The sequence below is a fragment of the Bacillus sp. I-2 genome (assembly GCF_001974945.1).
Classification (GTDB): domain Bacteria; phylum Bacillota; class Bacilli; order Bacillales; family Bacillaceae; genus Bacillus; species Bacillus safensis.
Genome location: NZ_LZRW01000047.1, coordinates 36,033 through 54,935, shown reverse-complemented (window position 1 = coordinate 54,935; position 18,903 = coordinate 36,033). Strand labels below are relative to the sequence as shown.

At 42.0% G+C, this 18,903-nt stretch carries 13 protein-coding genes; 9 read left to right on the top strand and 4 right to left on the bottom strand.

What is annotated here, in order from left to right:
- The first annotated feature begins 154 nt into the window (after positions 1-154).
- From pcrB to BAE31_RS18900, 5 genes are all read left to right on the top strand, one after another.
- Positions 155-847: a heptaprenylglyceryl phosphate synthase gene (pcrB, locus tag BAE31_RS18920; RefSeq protein ID WP_056767551.1), complete on the top strand. Its 693-nt coding sequence runs from the start codon at positions 155-157 to the stop codon at positions 845-847.
- A gap of 57 nt (positions 848-904) precedes the next feature.
- The gene (gene pcrA, locus BAE31_RS18915) at positions 905-3,127 is read left to right on the top strand and encodes a DNA helicase PcrA (protein WP_024426683.1); all 2,223 of its coding nucleotides are present in this window, start codon (positions 905-907) and stop codon (positions 3,125-3,127) included.
- A 40-nt stretch (positions 3,128-3,167) separates the two neighbouring features.
- Positions 3,168-5,174 carry an NAD-dependent DNA ligase LigA gene (gene ligA / locus BAE31_RS18910; protein WP_041108668.1) on the top strand — a complete coding sequence of 669 codons (2,007 nt, stop codon included), beginning with the start codon at positions 3,168-3,170 and terminating at the stop codon, positions 5,172-5,174.
- 15 nt (positions 5,175-5,189) lie between these two features.
- The gene (locus tag BAE31_RS18905) at positions 5,190-6,386 is read left to right on the top strand and encodes a CamS family sex pheromone protein (protein WP_076841122.1); all 1,197 of its coding nucleotides are present in this window, start codon (positions 5,190-5,192) and stop codon (positions 6,384-6,386) included.
- Between the two features lie 128 nt (positions 6,387-6,514).
- Positions 6,515-7,522 (top strand): phosphotransferase enzyme family protein, encoded by a 1,008-nt coding sequence (locus BAE31_RS18900; protein ID WP_076841121.1) that lies wholly within the window; start codon positions 6,515-6,517, stop codon positions 7,520-7,522.
- A gap of 43 nt (positions 7,523-7,565) precedes the next feature.
- Here BAE31_RS18900 and BAE31_RS18895 read toward each other — a convergent pair whose 3' ends face one another.
- Both BAE31_RS18895 and putP read right to left on the bottom strand, forming a co-directional pair.
- Complete coding sequence (locus tag BAE31_RS18895; protein ID WP_024424547.1) at positions 7,566-8,258, bottom strand: MgtC/SapB family protein; 693 nt, start codon at positions 8,256-8,258, stop codon at positions 7,566-7,568.
- A gap of 167 nt (positions 8,259-8,425) precedes the next feature.
- Positions 8,426-9,907 (bottom strand): sodium/proline symporter PutP, encoded by a 1,482-nt coding sequence (gene putP / locus BAE31_RS18890; protein WP_041108664.1) that lies wholly within the window; start codon positions 9,905-9,907, stop codon positions 8,426-8,428.
- A 408-nt stretch (positions 9,908-10,315) separates the two neighbouring features.
- Between putP and gatC the strand changes: the two genes are divergently transcribed.
- Genes gatC through gatB form a run of 3 tightly spaced genes read left to right on the top strand, consistent with a single transcriptional unit; the run spans position 10,316 to position 13,522 of the window.
- Positions 10,316-10,606: an Asp-tRNA(Asn)/Glu-tRNA(Gln) amidotransferase subunit GatC gene (gene gatC / locus BAE31_RS18885; RefSeq protein WP_076841120.1), complete on the top strand. Its 291-nt coding sequence runs from the start codon at positions 10,316-10,318 to the stop codon at positions 10,604-10,606.
- 14 nt (positions 10,607-10,620) lie between these two features.
- Positions 10,621-12,078, top strand: a complete 1,458-nt coding sequence (gene gatA, locus BAE31_RS18880) for an Asp-tRNA(Asn)/Glu-tRNA(Gln) amidotransferase subunit GatA (RefSeq protein ID WP_076841119.1) — start codon at positions 10,621-10,623, stop codon at positions 12,076-12,078.
- A gap of 13 nt (positions 12,079-12,091) precedes the next feature.
- Positions 12,092-13,522, top strand: a complete 1,431-nt coding sequence (gene gatB / locus BAE31_RS18875; protein ID WP_076841118.1) for an Asp-tRNA(Asn)/Glu-tRNA(Gln) amidotransferase subunit GatB — start codon at positions 12,092-12,094, stop codon at positions 13,520-13,522.
- Between the two features lie 179 nt (positions 13,523-13,701).
- Here gatB and BAE31_RS18870 read toward each other — a convergent pair whose 3' ends face one another.
- Positions 13,702-14,547, bottom strand: coding sequence for a TetR/AcrR family transcriptional regulator (locus BAE31_RS18870; RefSeq protein WP_041108661.1), 846 nt, complete (start codon positions 14,545-14,547; stop codon positions 13,702-13,704).
- A gap of 131 nt (positions 14,548-14,678) precedes the next feature.
- Between BAE31_RS18870 and BAE31_RS18865 the strand changes: the two genes are divergently transcribed.
- Positions 14,679-17,903 (top strand): efflux RND transporter permease subunit, encoded by a 3,225-nt coding sequence (locus BAE31_RS18865; protein ID WP_076841117.1) that lies wholly within the window; start codon positions 14,679-14,681, stop codon positions 17,901-17,903.
- Positions 17,904-17,934: 31 nt separating this feature from the next.
- Here BAE31_RS18865 and BAE31_RS18860 read toward each other — a convergent pair whose 3' ends face one another.
- Positions 17,935-18,888, bottom strand: a complete 954-nt coding sequence (locus BAE31_RS18860; protein WP_076841116.1) for a nucleoside hydrolase — start codon at positions 18,886-18,888, stop codon at positions 17,935-17,937.
- Positions 18,889-18,903: the final 15 nt, after the last annotated feature.

Sequence of the window (18,903 nt, the reverse complement as noted above, 5' to 3'; positions counted from 1 at the left end):
CTTAGCATCTGCTTTTTTGTTTCTAAATCTTTAAATTACGCCACCCATTTTCAAAAGAATGAAACTTTTAGCTAAAGGAGGTTACCCATTTTTTGCAGACACTGATTTTGTTATAATATTTAAATGGAATGAAACGAATGGAGGAACGTTTTTCATGTATGATGTTACCGAGTGGAAGCATGTCTTTAAACTCGATCCAAATAAAGAAATTTCCGATGAACAGCTAGAAGCGATTTGCGAATCTGGGACGGATGCCATATTGATTGGCGGAAGTGATCATGTGACAGAGGACAATGTGCTTCAATTGATGTCAAAGGTCCGCCGGTTTCTAGTGCCATGTGTGCTCGAAATCTCCACACATGAGATGATTGTGCCTGGCTTTGATCTGTATTTCATCCCGACCGTTTTAAACAGCTCTCACCCTGACTGGATTGTTGGGCTGCATAAGGACGCAATGAAGGAATTCGGTGATTTGATGTCAATGGAAGAGATTGTGCCTGAAGGTTATGTCATCTTAAATGAAGATTGTAAAGCGGCCAAGCTCACAGAGGCAAATACAGCGCTGGATATCGATGACGTCAGGGCATATGCAAGAGTGGCAGAGCATTTGATGAAGCTGCCCATTTTTTATCTGGAATACAGCGGAACGCTTGGAGACATAGAGCTTGTCAAAGAAACAAAAGCAGTGCTTGATGAAACAGTTCTTTTTTATGGCGGCGGCATCGAGAACGCTAAGCAGGCAAAAGACTTCTCCCAGCATGCAGACGTCGTGGTTGTAGGAAACGTCATTTATGACAATTTCAAAGAAGCATTAAAGACAGTGGATGCAGTCAAAAAGTCATCATAGTCAAATAAGACGAAACGGGTTAAAATAGAACATAAGTTCGAATTGGCGGTGAATGGAATGAATGAAATATCGAATCATCTATTAGAAGGGCTGAATGACGCACAGAAAGAAGCAGTCAAAGCAACTGACGGTCCTTTATTGTTGATGGCAGGAGCAGGAAGCGGGAAGACACGGGTGCTCACACATCGAATTGCCTACTTAATGGCAGAAAAGCATGTGGCTCCGTGGAACATTTTAGCGATTACATTTACAAATAAAGCAGCACGTGAAATGCGTGAACGTGTCCAAGCTATTTTAGGACCTGGCGCAGATGACATCTGGATCTCTACGTTCCACAGCATGTGTGTCCGCATTTTAAGACGTGATATTGACCGCATTGGTGTGAATCGCAACTTCTCTATTTTAGACACATCTGACCAGCTTTCAGTTATTAAAAACATTTTAAAAGAACGGAATATCGATCCTAAAAAGTTTGACCCACGCAGCATTTTAGGATCAATCAGCAGTGCAAAAAACGAACTCATTGACGCAGAGGAATACGCCAAAACAGCCGGTGATTTCTATGATCAAGTGGTCAGCGATGTCTATACAGATTATCAAAAGCGTTTACTCAAAAACCAATCACTCGACTTTGATGATTTAATTATGATGACAATTCGTCTGTTTGAGCGCATTCCTGAAGTATTAGAGCACTATCAGCGGAAATTCCAATACATTCATGTGGATGAGTATCAGGATACGAACAGAGCGCAGTACATGCTTGTGAAACTGCTCGCGCAGCGCTTTCAAAATATATGTGTTGTAGGTGACTCGGATCAGTCTATTTATCGCTGGCGCGGAGCGGATATTACAAACATCCTCTCCTTTGAAAAAGATTATCCATCCAGTGAAGTGATTCTGCTTGAGCAAAATTACAGATCGACGAAACGCATTTTGCATGCCGCAAATACGGTCATTCAAAACAATGCAAACCGGAAGCCGAAAAATCTTTGGACAGAAAATGATGAAGGAGCGAAGATCGCCTATTACCGTGCAGATAATGAATTCGGTGAAGGACAATTTGTCGCAGGAAAGATTCGTCAGCTTCATCAGAGCGGAAAGCGCAAATTATCCGATTTTGCGATCCTTTACCGGACAAATGCCCAGTCTCGTGTCATAGAGGAAACGTTAATGAAAGCCAACATTCAATACAACATTGTCGGCGGCACGAAGTTCTATGACAGAAAAGAGATCAAGGACATTTTGGCATACTTACGCCTAGTGGCAAACCCAGATGACGATATTAGTTTTGCACGAATTGTCAACGTACCAAAGCGCGGAATCGGTGCGACATCTGTTGATAAAATTGCAGCATATGCGGAGATGAATGACCTGTCTATGTTTGAAGCACTTGGTCAGGTGGATTTCATTGGACTGAGTGCACGGGCAGCCAATGCGCTTGATGAGTTCAAACAGCTCATTGATCAAATGACGAACATGCAGGATTATTTATCTGTCACAGAATTAACAGAAGAAATTCTAGAGAAAACAGGCTATCGTGAAGCGCTGAAGCTCGAAAAAACGATTGAAGCACAAAGCCGCTTAGAAAATATTGACGAGTTTTTATCCGTCACTAAGAATTTTGAAGAACAGAATGAGGACAAGTCACTTGTGACCTTCCTGACAGATCTCGCCCTCGTCGCAGACATTGATAAGCTGGATGAGAATGAAGAAGAAGATCAGGATGCCGTCATCTTAATGACACTTCACGCCGCAAAAGGTCTAGAATTCCCTGTTGTTTTCTTAATGGGAATGGAGGAGGGTGTCTTCCCGCACAGCCGTTCATTAATGGAAGATGCAGAGATGGAAGAAGAGCGCCGCCTCGCTTATGTTGGCATCACACGGGCTGAAGAAGAGCTTTATTTATCAAGTGCAAAAATGAGAACACTTTTCGGTCGGACGAACATGAACCTTGAATCAAGATTCATTCGAGAAATACCAGCGGATTTATTGGACAACCTAAATGAGAAAAAAGAAACAAAAACACCGTTTGGCCAAACAAGAGAAAGACCGCAAAGACGGGGACCTGTCTCACGTCCGCAAACACAAACCATTCAAAACACAGGCGGCGGCAGTATTGGCTGGGCTGTGGGCGATAAAGCGGCCCATAAAAAATGGGGCGTTGGTACGGTTGTCAGTGTGAAAGGCAGCGGAGACAGCACAGAGCTTGACATTGCGTTCCCAAGCCCTACAGGCATTAAGCGTCTTCTCGCAGCATTTGCACCAATCGAGAAGCAATAAACTGATAGGACAAAACGGATGAATTGAAAGGAAGAAGCAGATGGATAAAGAAGCAGCGAAACGCCGGATCGAGGAACTGCACCAGATTTTGAATCAATACAACTACGAATATCATACACTTGATCGTCCAAGTGTTCCTGACGCTGAATATGATGCGCGGATGCGTGAGCTGATCTCTCTGGAGGAAGAACACCCTGATTTAAAATCAGCGGATTCTCCTTCACAAAGAGTAGGCGGCGCTGTTTTAGACGCCTTCCAAAAAGTGCGTCACGGCACACCGATGCTCAGCCTTGGGAATGCGTTTAATGAACAGGACCTTCTTGATTTTGACCGCCGGGTTCGTCAAGCAGTCGGTGACGATGTCGCTTACAATGTCGAGCTGAAAATTGATGGACTCGCTGTTTCTCTCCGTTATGAAAATGGCGTGTTTGTCCGAGGAGCGACACGCGGAGATGGAACAACGGGGGAGGATATTACTGAAAACCTCAAAACGATTCGTTCCATCCCGCTTAAAATCAAACGCCCTCTGTCGATTGAAGTGAGAGGCGAGGCATTTATGCCAAAACCTTCTTTTGAAGCATTAAATGAAAAAAGAATACAAAACGAAGAAGAGCCGTTTGCAAACCCGCGTAATGCGGCTGCAGGTTCACTTCGTCAGCTTGATACGAAAATTGCAGCGAAACGAAACCTTGATATATTCGTCTACAGTATAGCGGAGCTTGATGAAATTGGTGTTGAAACGCAAAGCGCAGGACTTGATCTTCTCGACGAACTTGGCTTTAAAACAAACAAAGAAAGACGGATGTGCCAAACGATCGAAGAAGTCATCGACCTCATTGAAACATTAAAAGTAAAGCGTGCCGATTTTTCATATGAAATCGATGGAATTGTCATTAAAGTCGATTCATTGGCTCAGCAGGAAGAACTCGGCTTTACAGCAAAAAGCCCGCGCTGGGCGGTTGCGTACAAGTTTCCGGCTGAAGAGGTCGTAACGAAGCTGCTTGATATTGAACTAAGTGTCGGACGTACAGGCGTGATTACACCAACAGCGATTCTTGAGCCTGTCAAAGTAGCAGGGACGACAGTACAGCGTGCATCTCTTCATAATGAAGATTTGATCAAAGAAAAGGATATTCGCTATTTTGATCAGGTGATTGTGAAAAAAGCCGGCGATATTATTCCTGAAGTCGCAGGTGTCCTTGTCGATCAGCGTACAGGTGAAGAAAAGCCGTTTCACATGCCAACTGAATGTCCAGAGTGTCATAGTGAGCTGGTGCGAATCGAAGGCGAAGTGGCCTTGCGATGCATCAATCCAGAATGTCCTGCCCAAATACGTGAGGGACTCATTCACTTCGTTTCCCGTAATGCAATGAATATTGATGGGCTTGGCGAGAGGGTCATTACACAGCTCTTCAAGGAACAGCTAGTCTCTCGTGTGTCAGACCTTTACCGTTTAACGAAAGAAGAGCTCATTCAGCTTGAACGAATGGGCGAAAAATCTGTCGACAATTTACTGCGTTCGATTGAGCAGTCGAAAGAAAACTCTCTTGAGCGTTTACTATTTGGACTCGGCATTCGATTTATTGGTTCAAAGGCGGCAAAGACCTTGGCGATGCATTTCGAAAACATCGATCAATTAAAGCAAGCAACGAAAGAACAATTACTTGAAGTCGACGAAATTGGTGAAAAAATGGCTGATGCCGTCGTTACGTACTTTGAGAAAGAAGAAATACTCGATCTGCTAAACGAACTAAAAGAGCTTGGAGTCAATATGACCTATACAGGACCAAAGCCGGTAAAAGCAGAAGAAAGTGATTCCTACTTTGCAGGAAAAACCATTGTGCTGACAGGAAAGTTAGAAGAAATGGCTCGAAACGATGCAAAAGCAGCGATCGAAGCGTTAGGCGGCAAGCTGGCAGGTAGTGTGAGTAAAAAAACAGATCTAGTCATTGCCGGAGAAGCAGCGGGGAGTAAGCTGACAAAGGCAGAAGAACTCAATATTGAAATTTGGGACGAAGCTAAAATGCTCGAGGAGCTAAAGAAATAAGAGGAGTGTTTTCTATTGAAAAAGTTGTTATTGCTGCTGACAATGCTCACACTGGTATTGTCAGCGTGTGCACCTTTTGGGGGAAAGGAAGAGGAAGAGGTCACACAAAAAACGGATGAAACGAAGGAAACAAAGGAAACAGCCATCATCCCGATGTACAATATCTCAGACTCCTATTACAAAATGGTGCTGCCGTTTAAACAAGGAGCTGCGAGAGGTTTAACAGCGGAGCGTCTCAACACACGCTTGGACATTGATGAATTTGAAACAGGACTCATGCGCCTCGCAACAGAGTCATTTAATACAAACGACTATCTTTTCCAAGAAGGACAGCATTTAGATGAGGACACCGTTCTCAGCTGGCTGGCACGCAAAAAAACAGGCAGTGATCTGAAAAAGGCAGAAAAAGAAGATAAAGACTTTAAGAATCTAGGCTTAAATCCTGCTCTTCCAAACTCAGGTTCAACTAAGTCTAAAAATGAAAATAGTCCCATCTACTTAGCTTCCATGCTAGAGCATAATTACTTAATTCGAAAAGACAAAAACAGCTTACAGCTTGGCGGAGTTGTCATTGGTCTTGCACTGAACTCTGTTTATTATTACCGTGAAAAGATCGGTGACCCGCAGCAGGAGGTGACCATCGATTCATCGAAAAATTCAAAGAAACTTTTGGCAGAGGGTGAAAAAATCGCTGAACAAGTGGTCAAGCGCATTCGTCAAATGGACGGACTGCAAAAAGTGCCTGTCATGATTGCCCTTTATAAGCAAGCACCAAAATCATCTATCGTTCCAGGTAACTTTATCGCCAAAACGGATGTGAAAGCAGGCTCCGCTGATATCGGAAATTGGGATACGATCGAAGAGGAGAATGTATTCTTCCCTTCAGATAATGCGAAAAGCAGCTACAAAGATGATTCAGAGCGATTTGACCGCTTCAAGACAAAGGTCGAAGACTACTTCCCGAATTACACTGGTGTTGTAGGAAAAGGCTTTTACAAAAACGGCAACCTGCAAAAAATGAAAATCGAGATTCCAATGCAGTTCTATGGAAAAACGGAAGTCGTAGCTTTCACGCAATATTTAACAGGTGAAGTGATGGATTACTATAAGAGTACCAATATCGAAATCAACATTACATCTTCTGATCAACAAGAAGCCCTTATTACGAAAAATGCTGAAGACAAAGAACCGACTGTTCATATATATGACTAAATAAGAGGAATTTCCAAACTTTTGTCAAAATATTAGTAGAAACCAAGAAGAAAGGCAGGTATGTTGATGCTCGTATAATGCTGATTACCGTCAAGAACATGTAAAAAGACGATAAAAGGAGAATCAGCATGCATAAAGAAGTAAAAGCACGATACGATGAACAGAAAGTCTTAAAGAAAGCGGCTCACTTGTATAAATTTCAGCTTGACCAAGTCACATTTCTAGCCGATGCAGAAAATTATGTGTATGAATATAAGGCAATGAATGGGGAGAATTATATATTAAAAATCACCCATACCATTCGTCGTTCACCCACATATATTTTAGGAGAAATGGACTGGATTCGATTCCTGTCTCATCATGGTATTTCCGTAGCAAAGCCGATTTCATCAGCAAGAGGAAAAGACGTTGAAACCATTCCTGATCAAGCCGGAGGCGCATTTTTACTTCGTGTGTATGAAAAAGCACCGGGGAGAAAAGTGAATGAAGGAGATTGGAATGGGAAGCTGTTTGAAGCGTTAGGGTCCTATACAGGACGAATGCATCAAATAACAAAACGATATCAAGTAAAAGATCCTCTTTATAAGCGTCAAGAGTGGTATGAAGAGGAGCAATTAAAGCTGGATCAATATATTCCGTCTGATCAAACGGTTGTTTTGCGAAGAAAAGATGAACTGATGCAAAAGCTTCACCAGCTCCGAATTTCGAAGGATGTGTATGGGCTGGTGCATGCTGATTTGCATCATGGAAACTTCCATTATCATCAAGGAGAGATTATCGCATTCGATTTTGATGATATTGGATATCACTGGTTTATCAATGATATTAGTATTTTGCTATACAATGTTCTTTGGTATCCAGTGATTCCATATGATGATAAAGCTGAATTTACGGCAGAATTTATGAGTCATTTTCTAAAAGGCTATCGACAGGAAAATGAGCTTGATGACGCGTGGCTGGCAACAATTCCTGATTTTCTCATGCTGCGTCATATGCTTATTTATGGGCTTTTACATCAAGCATTTGATCTCCAAACAATGACTTCTGACCAAAAAGCCATGCTGTCATGTTTTCGAAAGGAAATTGAGCAAAAAACACCAATTACTCCTTTTGACTTTCAACAGCTGGCCCGATAAAAGAAACCCCTTGCTGTGTCAAACAGCAAGGGGTTTTTTATGACTACACCGTATCACACTTCACGCCAACGACGCCTTCTAGATCTTTAATATCAAAGTACACATCGGTTGTATAGCGGTCTTTATGCACACGTACGCGTACTTCCATGATCGGATAATCCTTTTCCTTTAAATCATCAATTCGAACAGAATGAATACGGATATTGAGGGCTTTCATTTCTTTTAAAATATCGGTCATGCGGTTTCGGTCAGAAAGAGACATTCTGATGCGGATTTCTTTTTCCTGCAGGCGAATCGGTCCGATCCGCTGGAAGAGCCATGGTAGAAATTCAACACTAATGAGAATAAAGAAAAGACTGAGGAAGGCTTCTTTATAAAACCCTGCACCTGTTGCAACCCCAAGTCCTGCTGCTCCCCAGATCATCGCAGAAGTCGTGAGACCTGAGATGACATCATTGCTTTTTCGAAGAATTACACCTGCTCCAATAAAACCAACACCTGATATAATTTGCGCCGGTAACCTGAGTGGGTCCATTTGAAGCTTAGAGACTCGAGGGAAATTGTAGGCTGCATCAATGCTGATGATGGTTAAGACGCAGGAGCTGACAGCAATGACAATACACGTTTTTAAGCCGAGGGGCTTTTTCTTCAGCTCTCGTTCAAGCCCGATAATCAGACCGATTAAGGTGGCCACGGCTAATTTTAAGACTGTATCCCATTCAATTGTCCAAAACATGCGTATCGCTCCTTTCACTTCATGTACGTTTCACAACATGTATATGATCTTCTCACAGCCCATATAGCTGCACAACTCTTATTTTATTCAGTTTCTGAAGAAAGAAAAGCTTTTTATTTTATTTAAAAAGAGAGTCATCCGCATTGGGCAGATGACTCTTCAATTCTTTATTTTGATTCTTCTTCAAGATGATTTTCCATTTTGGTAAACAGTTTCTTAGAAGCTTTAGATGGTTTATTGGTCAAGAGGCTGACAATGATGGCAGTCAAACCACTCAAAATAAATCCTGGAACCATTTCGTACAAGCCAGTTGTATTATTCAAGCCGGTTGAAATCCATGTTAACACTACAACTGCCCCTACAACCATTCCTGCAAGTGCACCGTGATGGTTCATTCGCTTCCAATATAGGCATAGAAGGATGACTGGACCAAATGAAGATCCAAAGCCTGCCCAAGCATAACCAACAAGGTCAAGAATGGTATCACTTGGATTAAGTGAAAGACAAAGCGCGATAATGGCAACCACCAATACAGACATACGCCCAATCATCACTAGTTCTTTGTCTGACGCTTTTCTTCTAAAGAAGGTTCGGTATAAATCCTCTGTCATGGCACTTGCAGTCACAAGCAGCTGTGAAGAGATCGAACTCATAATCGCAGCTAAAATAGCAGAGAGTAAAAATCCAGTAATATACGGGTGGAATAACACTTTAGAAAACACAATAAAGATGGTTTCTGGATCTGCTAAAGTGGTACTAGTCTCATGTACATAAGCGACACCGACTAATCCAACAGACAGTGAACCAATAACAGACACAATCATCCAGCTCATCCCGATACGACGTGCTGGTTTTAAATCTTTTACAGTCGTAATGGCCATGAATCGAACAATGATGTGCGGCTGTCCAAAGTAACCAAGCCCCCATGCTAAGAAGGAAATAATGCCAATGACGCTCGTTCCTCTGAATATATCAAGCAATTTTGGATCAATTTGTTGGATATCTTGATACGTGGCAATTGGGCCACCTAATTGAGTAAAGGCAACGATCGGCACGAGCACTAATGCTAAAAACATAATGGCTCCTTGAACAAAATCAGTTAAGCTCACTGCCAAAAAGCCGCCGAATAAAGTGTATAAGATCACGATACTAGAGGTTAAAATTAAACCAAATATATAATTGGCACCAAACGCAGATTCGAATAAACGACCGCCAGATACCATACCTGATGAGGTGTACAGTGTAAAGAAAATCATAATAATGACAGCTGAGACAGCTTTTAATAAAGTAGAAGAATCTTTAAATCGTTTGTCAAAAAAGTCTGGAATGGTGATCGCATCATCAGCAACCTCAGTATACGATCGTAAGCGAGGAGCTAAAAATAGATAATTCAAGTAAGCCCCACTAATCAAACCAACAGCAAGCCATCCTGACGAAAGCCCTGTTGTATACATCGCGCCTGGAAGCCCCATGAGCATCCAGCCGCTCATATCTGAAGCACCAGCAGATAGAGCTGTCACGTAAGGACCCAGCCCGCGTCCGCCCAACATATAATCATTTAAGTCATTTGTTTTTCTAAATGCATACCAGCCAATGGCCAGCATTCCAATAAAATAAATAGCTAGAGAAATTCCAATCTCAATACTCATGTTTCCATATCACCTTTTTCGTATTAATTTGACATCACCTCATTCAAAATATACAAGAACATTCAAATCGTCTGTCTGCTCACTGCTATGGTTACTTAACCTAACAGAGTATTCCCTGCTGATCAACCTTCTTAAACCTCTTTCTTACATAAAAAAATGCGTAAATGATTGATAAGAATCTATATGTAAGCGTTATCAAAAACATTTAAAAGAAAAAATTTTCTGATAAATAATCAACTTCTGATACAAATCATTTTCATACTTTCTGGTTTTAAGGGTGATGGGGAGAATGGCTACCTTCTGAAGCCTGCGTAAAGTTGCTTTAGAACAGTAAAATTTGATATGATAAAGTGTATATGACTTATGATCATGACCACGAGTACGCATCATTTTTGGAGGTGAACCTGCATGTCAAGAATTTCAATAGAAGAAGTCAAGCACGTTGCCCATTTAGCAAGGCTTGCGATTACAGAAGAAGAAGCTGAGATGTTTACAGAACAGCTTGATAGCATCATTTCATTTGCAGAGCAGTTAAACGAGGTAGATACGGAAAACATTGAACCTACTACACACGTATTAAAAATGAAAAACGTCATGAGAGAAGATGTTCCGAATAAAGGTCTTTCCATTGAGGCAGTCGTCAAAAACGCGCCTGATCATAAAGACGGCTATATTCGTGTGCCATCAATTTTGGACTAAAGGAGGCCCGAGACATGTCACTGTTTGATCACAAAATTTCTGAATTAAAAGAGCTTTTACATAAAAAGGAACTGTCTGTTTCTGATTTAGTGGACGAGTCTTATAAACGAATCAATGAAGTAGACGGGAAAGTACAAGCATTCCTTGCACTGGACGAAGAAAAAGCACGTGCTTATGCAAAGGAATTGGACGAGGTAGTTGGTGAAAAGGACGAGCTTGGCCTATTGTTCGGTATGCCAATTGGTGTGAAAGATAACATTGTTACAAAGGATTTGCGTACTACAGCTTCAAGTAAAATCCTGCAAAACTTTGATCCAATTTATGATGCAACCGTTGTGAACCGCCTAAGAGACGCTGAAGCAGTCACAATCGGTAAATTAAATATGGACGAATTCGCTATGGGATCTTCTACGGAGAACTCAGGCTTCAAAGCGACGAAAAACCCATGGAATTTAAATACCGTTCCAGGCGGATCAAGCGGTGGATCAGCAGCTTCTGTTGCAGCAGGTGAAGTACCATTCTCACTTGGATCAGATACAGGCGGTTCAATTCGTCAGCCAGCATCTTTCTGCGGGGTTGTGGGTCTTAAGCCGACATATGGCCGTGTATCCAGATACGGATTAATCGCATTTGCTTCATCATTAGACCAAATTGGTCCGATTACACGTAATGTAGAAGACAACGCATATGTTCTTCAAGCCATTGCAGGTGTTGATCAAATGGACGCAACAAGTGCAAATGTCGATGTCCCAGATTTTCTTTCTTCATTAACTGGCGACATCAAAGGCTTGAAAATTGCTGTGCCGAAAGAATACCTTGGCGAAGGCGTTGGCGAGGAAGCAAAAGAATCTGTTCTTCAAGCGTTAAAAGTATTAGAAGGACTTGGTGCTTCGTGGGAAGAAGTGTCTCTTCCGCATTCTAAATATGCGCTTGCGACTTACTACTTACTGTCTTCTTCAGAAGCATCTGCGAACCTTGCTCGTTTTGACGGCATCCGCTATGGCTACCGTACAGATAATGCAGACAATCTCATTGATTTATACAAAAATACTCGTTCTGAAGGCTTCGGAGACGAAGTGAAGCGCCGCATCATGCTTGGTACATTCGCGCTAAGCTCAGGATATTACGATGCGTACTATAAAAAAGCGCAAAAAGTCCGTACATTGATCAAAAAAGACTTTGAAGATGTTTTCGAAAAGTATGATGTCATTGTAGGACCAACAACGCCGACACCTGCATTTAACATTGGTGAAAAGACAAGCGACCCGCTAACCATGTATGCAAACGATATTTTAACGATCCCTGTTAACCTTGCAGGCGTTCCAGGAATCAGTGTGCCTTGTGGGTTTGCAAATGGCCTTCCGTTAGGACTGCAAATCATCGGCAAGCACTTTGACGAAAGAACAGTATACCGCGTGGCTCACGCTTTTGAGCAAGCAACAGATCATCATAAAGCAAAACCTGAACTGTAAGGGGTGAATTAGAATGAACTTTGAAACGGTAATTGGACTTGAAGTCCACGTAGAGCTAAAAACAAAATCGAAAATTTTCTCAAGCTCGCCGACACCTTTTGGTGCAGCTGCCAACACGCAAACAAGTGTCATCGACCTTGGCTATCCTGGCGTACTGCCTGTACTGAACAAAGAAGCGGTGAACTTTGCGATGAAAGCGGCCATGGCGCTGAACTGTGAAATCGCAACAGATACAAAATTTGACCGTAAAAACTATTTCTATCCTGATAACCCAAAGGCGTATCAAATTTCTCAATTTGATAAACCGATCGGTGAAAACGGCTGGATTGAAATTGAAGTAGAAGGCAAAACAAAACGAATCGGTATTACGCGTCTCCATTTGGAAGAGGATGCAGGGAAACTGACGCACACAGGAGACGGTTACTCACTCGTCGATTTCAACCGTCAAGGCACACCGCTTGTTGAAATCGTATCTGAGCCAGACATTCGCACGCCAGAAGAAGCGTATGCTTACTTAGAAAAATTAAAATCCATTATTCAATATACAGGCGTTTCTGACTGTAAGATGGAAGAAGGCTCACTTCGCTGTGATGCCAATATTTCTCTTCGCCCAATCGGCCGTGAAGAGTTTGGTACAAAGACAGAGCTCAAAAACTTGAACTCATTTGCTTTCGTACAAAAAGGCCTTGAATTCGAAGAGAAGCGTCAAGAGCAAGTATTGCTTTCTGGCGGCTTGATTGAACAGGAAACCCGCCGTTATGACGAAGCGTCTAAAAAGACGATCCTGATGCGTGTCAAAGAGGGCTCTGATGATTACCGCTACTTCCCAGAACCAGATTTGGTGGAACTGTACATTGATGACGAGTGGAAAGAACGCGTAAGAGCATCTATCCCAGAGCTTCCAGATGAGCGCCGCAAACGCTACATCGATGAGCTTGGACTTCCTGCATACGATGCAATGGTACTCACGCTGACGAAAGAAATGTCTGATTTCTTTGAAGCGACCATTTCAGAAGGTGCAGAAGCGAAGCAAGCTTCAAACTGGCTCATGGGTGAAGTATCTGCTTACTTAAACTCTGCTCAAAAAGAGCTGGACGATACAAAGCTAACGCCGCAAGGACTTGCTGGCATGATCAAGCTCATTGAAAAAGGAACGATTTCCTCTAAGATTGCGAAAAAGGTATTCAAAGAGCTCATTGAAAATGGGGGAGATGCAGAAACAATCGTCAAAGAAAAAGGACTTGTCCAAATTTCTGACGAAGGTGCGCTGCTTAAACTTGTTACAGAAGCACTTGATAACAACCCGCAATCCATTGAAGACTTTAAAAATGGTAAAGACCGCGCGATTGGTTTCTTAGTCGGACAAATCATGAAAGCATCGAAGGGCCAAGCTAACCCGCCGATGGTGAACAAGATTCTCCTTGAAGAAATCAAAAAACGTTAAATAGCAAAAAACCGCCTGATGAAATAGGCGGTTTTTTTGCTTGAAATGACAGGGTCTTATCATAGATTCAGACCACCGCCGTATATCAATTTAGAGAATCTTTTCTTATAATGAAGCATAAGCGAAAGTGCACATTCGAAGGGGAAAAGGTGAGCTAAATCGAAAAACAGCACGTCATGTTACTGAAGAAATAGCTTCAATTGCTCCACTGCTCTTAGAACAGCAGGTTCCTCACACTTTTCTAAATTCGTCAGCATCCCTTGGATGACTGGCTTACGAGGTTCAGCTTTTGCCAGCTCTTCTTCAATCACTTCAATGGATACAACGGTATCATCTGAAAGCAGATGATCAAGCTTTAACGAACGAAGCTCCTCCTGAAGGGAAGCAGCACTCGGCGCTTCATCATCCCAAATGGCTTGCTTCAAAATCGGCTTCGTCTGAGAACGAAGCAAGCCTTGGACCAGATCATCAAACCGTTCGAGTATAAAGGATGAGAGCTCATCAAATGATAATTGCATTTGATCCTGTAAAAGCAGAACCTGCACATACGATTGAATAATTCCTTGAATCATGACTGACAGGTCAGTTATATAGGGTTCGATCTCCTGTCCATAAGTCGTCAAGATGGAAATTTGAATTTCATCGTTCATTTGCTTTTTCACAGTTTTTGAATACTTTTTAATCTGCTGGTTTTCCGGAATAATGTTCTCGCTGAGGATCAGAATGATAAAATCCTTGTTCTCAGCAAAATGCTGAAACTGTTCAGCGATTTGTTTCTGAAAGATCTCTCTCGGCGCGAGATGCTGATTCTCTTTTCGAATCGTTTCGATAGTTTGCATCGAAGTGTCGATATAATATTCAAACGCTCGGTTGAAAAGCTGTTCTTTTGATTTGAAATGTAAATAAAATGCGCCTTTTGATATTCCGCATTCATCTGCAATTTCCTGAATGGTCGTAGAAGAAAAACCCTTTTTCGCAAACAATTGGATGCTTGCTTTAATGATTTTTTCTTTTTTTTCGTTCATGAAATAAGGCCCCTTCAGCTTTAGAATGTTACGTCAAACGCAAGTGAAATGGTTGACGGCATTGTATATCACCGTTTATTATGATATAGAATGACCAGTCAGTCAATACATAAAGGAAAATGGAGGATATAATGAATTCGATCATCAATTTTGTGTTAAAGAATAAGTTCGCTGTATGGCTCATGACGATTATCGTAACAGTTGCTGGTCTATATGCCGGATTGAATATGAAACAAGAATCAATCCCGAATATCAACACGCCAGTCATTACGGTTTCTACAACGTACCCTGGCGCAACGCCGGACGAAGTATCAGATAAGGTGACAGATCCAATTGAAAAGTCGATTCAAAACCTCAATGGGGTCAGCGTAGTCACTTCTAATTCTTTTGAAAATGCATCATCCATTCAAATCGAGTACGATTACAACAAAGACATGGATGAAGCAAAAAAGGAAATTGAAGATGCGATTAGCAATATCGATTTCCCTGAAAATGCAGAAAAACCTAAAATCGCACGCTTTAGTATTAATGCGATTCCAATCCTAGCCCTTAGTGTCTCTGGTGATAAAGAATCATTACAAGACCTTACACAAAAAGTAGAAAATGATCTCGTTCCTTCACTTCAAGGATTAGACGGTGTCTCTTCTGTCGAAACTTCAGGACAGCAAATCAAAGAAGTAGAATTTTCGTTTAAACAAAAGAAATTGAAAGAATACGGTCTAGATGAAGATACCGTCCAAAACATGATTAAAGGCTCTGATGTGAATGTACCATTAGGTCTATACACATTTGGCAACAAACAAAAATCAGTTGTCGTGGACGGCAATATTTTAAGCGTCAAAGATTTGAAAAACATGCGCATTCCAGTCACACCAAGTGCAGGCGGCAGTGCGGGAAGCGCTGGAGCTGGAGCACCTTCTAGCGGTTCAGAAAACCCAGGTGCGCAAGGTGCGGAGCAGCAGGCTGGAAGTGCAAGTCAGCAGCAAGCAGCAGCTCAGCAGCCAACAGGTGGAGGTGCAGCAAGCAGTCAATCTGTAGAGCTGCCGACGATCAAGCTATCTGAGATAGCAGATATTAAAGTCGTAAAAGATGCAGAATCGATCTCTAGAACGAATGGAAAAGACAGTATCGGTCTGCAAATTGTCAAAGGCTCTGATGCCAACACAGTGAGTGTAGCAGAAGAAGTGACAAAAGAGCTTGAGAAATTCAAAAAAGACAACAAAGGCATCAAAGTAAGCACCACATATGATCAAGCAGAGCCGATTAAAGAGTCTGTCAGCACAATGCTGAACAAGGCGATCATCGGAGCAATCTTTGCGATCATTATCATTATGTTGTTCCTGCGAGATATCAAATCAACATTAATTTCGGTCATTTCCATTCCGTTATCTCTGTTGATTGCTGTTTTAATATTAAATCAGCTGGATATCACGTTAAATATTATGACACTTGGTGCCATGACCGTCGCCATCGGGCGTGTTGTCGATGACTCGATAGTGGTCATAGAAAATATCTATCGACGAATGGCGTTAAAGGATGAACCGTTAAAAGGCAAGGCACTCGTCAGAGAAGCCACAAAAGAAATGTTTATCCCAATCATGTCTTCGACGATTGTGACAATTGCCGTATTCTTACCGTTAGCATTAGTAGGTGGAATGATTGGTGAACTATTTATCCCATTTGCCCTAACAATTGTGTTTGCGTTGCTTGCTTCACTGCTTGTCGCCATTACAATTGTTCCAATGATGGCACACACTCTATTTAAAAAGAATCTGTACGGCACAGCGAAAAAGGTAAAAGAACATAAACCAAGCAAGCTTGCTGGCGGTTATAGACGTGTACTTAATTGGACACTCAACCATAAATGGATCACATCAGGAATTGCCATTCTTATGCTTGTCGGAAGCTTATTCTTAGCACCACTTGTCGGTGTCAGCTTCTTACCACAGGAAGCAGAGAAAACGGCCATGGTGACATACACGCCAGAGCCTGGACAAACGAGAGAGCAAGCAATTGATGAAACGAAAAAAGCTGAAGAATATTTGATGAAACGGGATCATGTCAATACAGTTCAGTATTCACTAGGCTCTTCAAATGCTATGACCGCAAGTGTTGGCGGTAACTCTAACGGTGCGTTATTCTTCGTACAATATGATGATGACACGCCAAACTTTGATAAAGAAAAAGACCGCGTGGTCAAAGCCCTTCAAGACAAAGCGTCTAAAGGGGAATGGAAATCACAAAACTTCTCATCTGCTGGTGCAAATAATACCGTGACATACTATGTGTACGGGGACAAAGCAAGTGATATTGAAGGCACAGTAAAAGATGTTGAGAACATCTTAAAAGATGAGAAAAACCTGAAAAATGTCAGCACAAGCTTATCTGAGAAATACGACGAATATACGTTTAATGCAGATCAAGAAAAGCTGGCGAAACTAGGTCTAACTGCTTCACAAATCGCTCAAGCAATTGCACCTCAAAATAGTGAAACAACACTGACGAAAGTCACAGAGGACGGCAAAGAACTTGATGTGAAGCTTCAAACGGAAAAAGATGAATATAAGAGCAAAAAAGATTTAGAAAATAAAAAGATCACCACACCAACAGGGCAAGAAGTCCGAATTGGTGATGTCGTCAAAGTAAAAGATGGTACGACTGCAAATACGGTGACAAAACGTGATGGAAAAATCTACGCAGAAGTGTCTGGTGACATGACAACAGACGACGTCTCAAGTGTAACGCAGGATGTTCAGAAGAAAGTCGACAAGCTTGATCTAAAATCTGGCGTAACGATTGACACAGGCGGCGTAAGTGCGGATATTGAGGAATCCTTTACACAGCTGGGCCTTGCAATGCTTGCAGCGATTGCCATTGTGTATCTCGTTCTCGTCATCACATTTGGCGGAGGTCTTGCACCATTTGCGATTCTTTTCTCCCTGCCATTTACGATTATTGGCGCACTGCTTGGATTGTTTATAGCAAAAGAAACCATCAGCTTAAATGCCATGATTGGATTGCTCATGCTGATCGGTATCGTTGTAACTAATGCCATTGTCTTGATTGACCGAGTGATTCATAAAGAACAAGAAGGTCTCTCAACAAGAGAAGCGTTACTTGAAGCAGGTACAACAAGATTACGTCCAATCTTAATGACGGCACTTGCGACAATTGGTGCACTGCTACCACTCGCATTAGGATTTGAAGGCGGAAGCCAGATCGTATCAAAAGGACTTGGTGTTACCGTAATTGGCGGCTTAACAAGTTCTACACTTCTCACATTGGTTATCGTTCCAATCGTGTATGAAATGTTAAGCAAGTTTAGACGTAAGAAAAAGTACGCAGAAGAAGAGTAAGAGGAAGCCCCGCCAATGAGCGGGGCTTTTTTTATGTTGAAATCTGACAAACAGCTTTTCTCATAAGCTCTTCAAATGCGTGGAAAAAGGCATCACGATCGACATGGTCAATCACTTGAATTGATTTTCCATCTGGATGCTCTTCAGTGCGACCTTGTCTAGGCGTTTCGGTATAAACGATTGCGTTCACTTCTTTTGAACGGGTAAATGATGTAGAAGCAAGAGTAATCGTTGTTAGCACGTCCCATAAGTAGTAAGTCGAGTTCGTTTCATGATGAATGAGCGGGGGACAAAAGGCGTAGCACTGTCCGATAAAATCTATTCCAATATAAGAACGAAGAGAAGCCCAGCGCTGACGTACATCAAGTGTAAGCGGGACTTGATTTGTACTTTCAAGCGCGACCATTTCAATAGGAAACGGTTCCTGAAAGACAGTGCTGACAGCATAAGGGTCCCAAAAGGCATTCCATTCTGCTGTCCCATCATGCTCGGGCTCTTCAACATTGCCTTTTTCAAGGAACGTTCCACCCATCCACACCAATTTTTCAATTCTATTAGAGATCGAAGGATCTTCTTCTAAAGCGCGTGCAAGATCTGTGAGCGGACCAGTAAAGAGCAGGGTGACAGGTTCTTTTGCCTTCTTAACCGTTTCAATCAGGTGAAGGTGTGCTGGCAGCTTGGACACTTTTGTATCAACAGTGCCTTTTTCATTTAAAATTGGCAGAGCATCTACATAAAAAGCATGCATACGCCACTCCTTCGGAAATGGATTGACGCCTCTAGAAGTTGAAGCAGCAACTTCAATTTCATAAGGACTGAAGCGATCAATGATTTTTTGAGATGCACTGAGAGCAGGCTCTAAATAACAATCAGCAGGAATCACAGACATTCCAATGACTTTCACATGTTCCATTTGAAGGAGAAGAAATAAAGAGACGAGATCATCAACACCGCCGTCATGATTAAAATAGACAGGCTTTTTCATCGCATATCATCCTTT

What these genes read in the sequence shown, in the direction of transcription:
- pcrB (WP_056767551.1), top strand. Translation starts at nt 155, where the DNA reads ATGTATGATGTTACCGAGTGGAAGCATGTCTTTAAACTCGATCCAAAT.
- pcrA (WP_024426683.1), top strand. Translation starts at nt 905, where the DNA reads ATGAATGAAATATCGAATCATCTATTAGAAGGGCTGAATGACGCACAG.
- ligA (WP_041108668.1), top strand. Translation starts at nt 3,168, where the DNA reads ATGGATAAAGAAGCAGCGAAACGCCGGATCGAGGAACTGCACCAGATT.
- BAE31_RS18900 (WP_076841121.1), top strand. Translation starts at nt 6,515, where the DNA reads ATGCATAAAGAAGTAAAAGCACGATACGATGAACAGAAAGTCTTAAAG.
- BAE31_RS18895 (WP_024424547.1), bottom strand. Translation starts at nt 8,258, where the DNA reads ATGTTTTGGACAATTGAATGGGATACAGTCTTAAAATTAGCCGTGGCC.
- putP (WP_041108664.1), bottom strand. Translation starts at nt 9,907, where the DNA reads ATGAGTATTGAGATTGGAATTTCTCTAGCTATTTATTTTATTGGAATG.
- gatC (WP_076841120.1), top strand. Translation starts at nt 10,316, where the DNA reads ATGTCAAGAATTTCAATAGAAGAAGTCAAGCACGTTGCCCATTTAGCA.
- gatA (WP_076841119.1), top strand. Translation starts at nt 10,621, where the DNA reads ATGTCACTGTTTGATCACAAAATTTCTGAATTAAAAGAGCTTTTACAT.
- gatB (WP_076841118.1), top strand. Translation starts at nt 12,092, where the DNA reads ATGAACTTTGAAACGGTAATTGGACTTGAAGTCCACGTAGAGCTAAAA.
- BAE31_RS18870 (WP_041108661.1), bottom strand. Translation starts at nt 14,547, where the DNA reads ATGAACGAAAAAAAAGAAAAAATCATTAAAGCAAGCATCCAATTGTTT.
- BAE31_RS18865 (WP_076841117.1), top strand. Translation starts at nt 14,679, where the DNA reads ATGAATTCGATCATCAATTTTGTGTTAAAGAATAAGTTCGCTGTATGG.
- BAE31_RS18860 (WP_076841116.1), bottom strand. Translation starts at nt 18,888, where the DNA reads ATGAAAAAGCCTGTCTATTTTAATCATGACGGCGGTGTTGATGATCTC.